At 65.0% G+C, this 477-nt stretch carries 1 protein-coding gene; it reads right to left on the bottom strand.

The features are described from left to right. A partial coding sequence (locus ACOQFR_RS00060; RefSeq protein WP_421377383.1) for a hypothetical protein occupies positions 1 to 477 on the bottom strand: 477 nt, incomplete at both ends.

The raw sequence follows: 477 nt of genomic DNA, 5'->3' as shown, positions 1-477 counted from the left end.
ATTCGGCGCGACGTCAACGCTTCCGTCGGCGTTGACCGTCAGCGGACCGTTCGTCACCGGGACCAAGTTGATGGCGGCCGGGTTCACGGGCGCGCCATTGAGCTGGTCATTGGCCAGGACGTTGACGACGTTCGTACCGCCCGTCGCACCGTTCACCGGACCGGCCGTGTCGTTCACGGCATCGATCGCCGCCGCTTCGACCGTCACGGTCACCGTGGCGGTGTCGCAGTTGGCCGGATTCAGGACTTCGCAGATCTCGTAGTCGACCGTGTAGGTGCCAGCAGCCGTGCCGGACGCCACATCGACGCTGCCGTCGGCATTGACCGTCAGCGGACCGTTCGTGACCGGGACCAGGGTGATGTCGGCGGGATTCACGGCCGCACCGTTGAGCAGGTCATTGCTCAGGACGTTGACGACGTTGGCGTTAGCCACAAAGCCATTGACCGGACCGGCGCTGTCGTTGACGGCGTCAATGAC

It is taken from the genome of Arenimonas sp. MALMAid1274 (genome assembly GCF_049195245.1).
Taxonomy (GTDB): Bacteria; Pseudomonadota; Gammaproteobacteria; order Xanthomonadales; family Xanthomonadaceae; genus Arenimonas.
The sequence above is the reverse complement of the archived record's forward strand: the minus strand, read 5'-3'. Positions and strand labels throughout refer to the sequence as shown.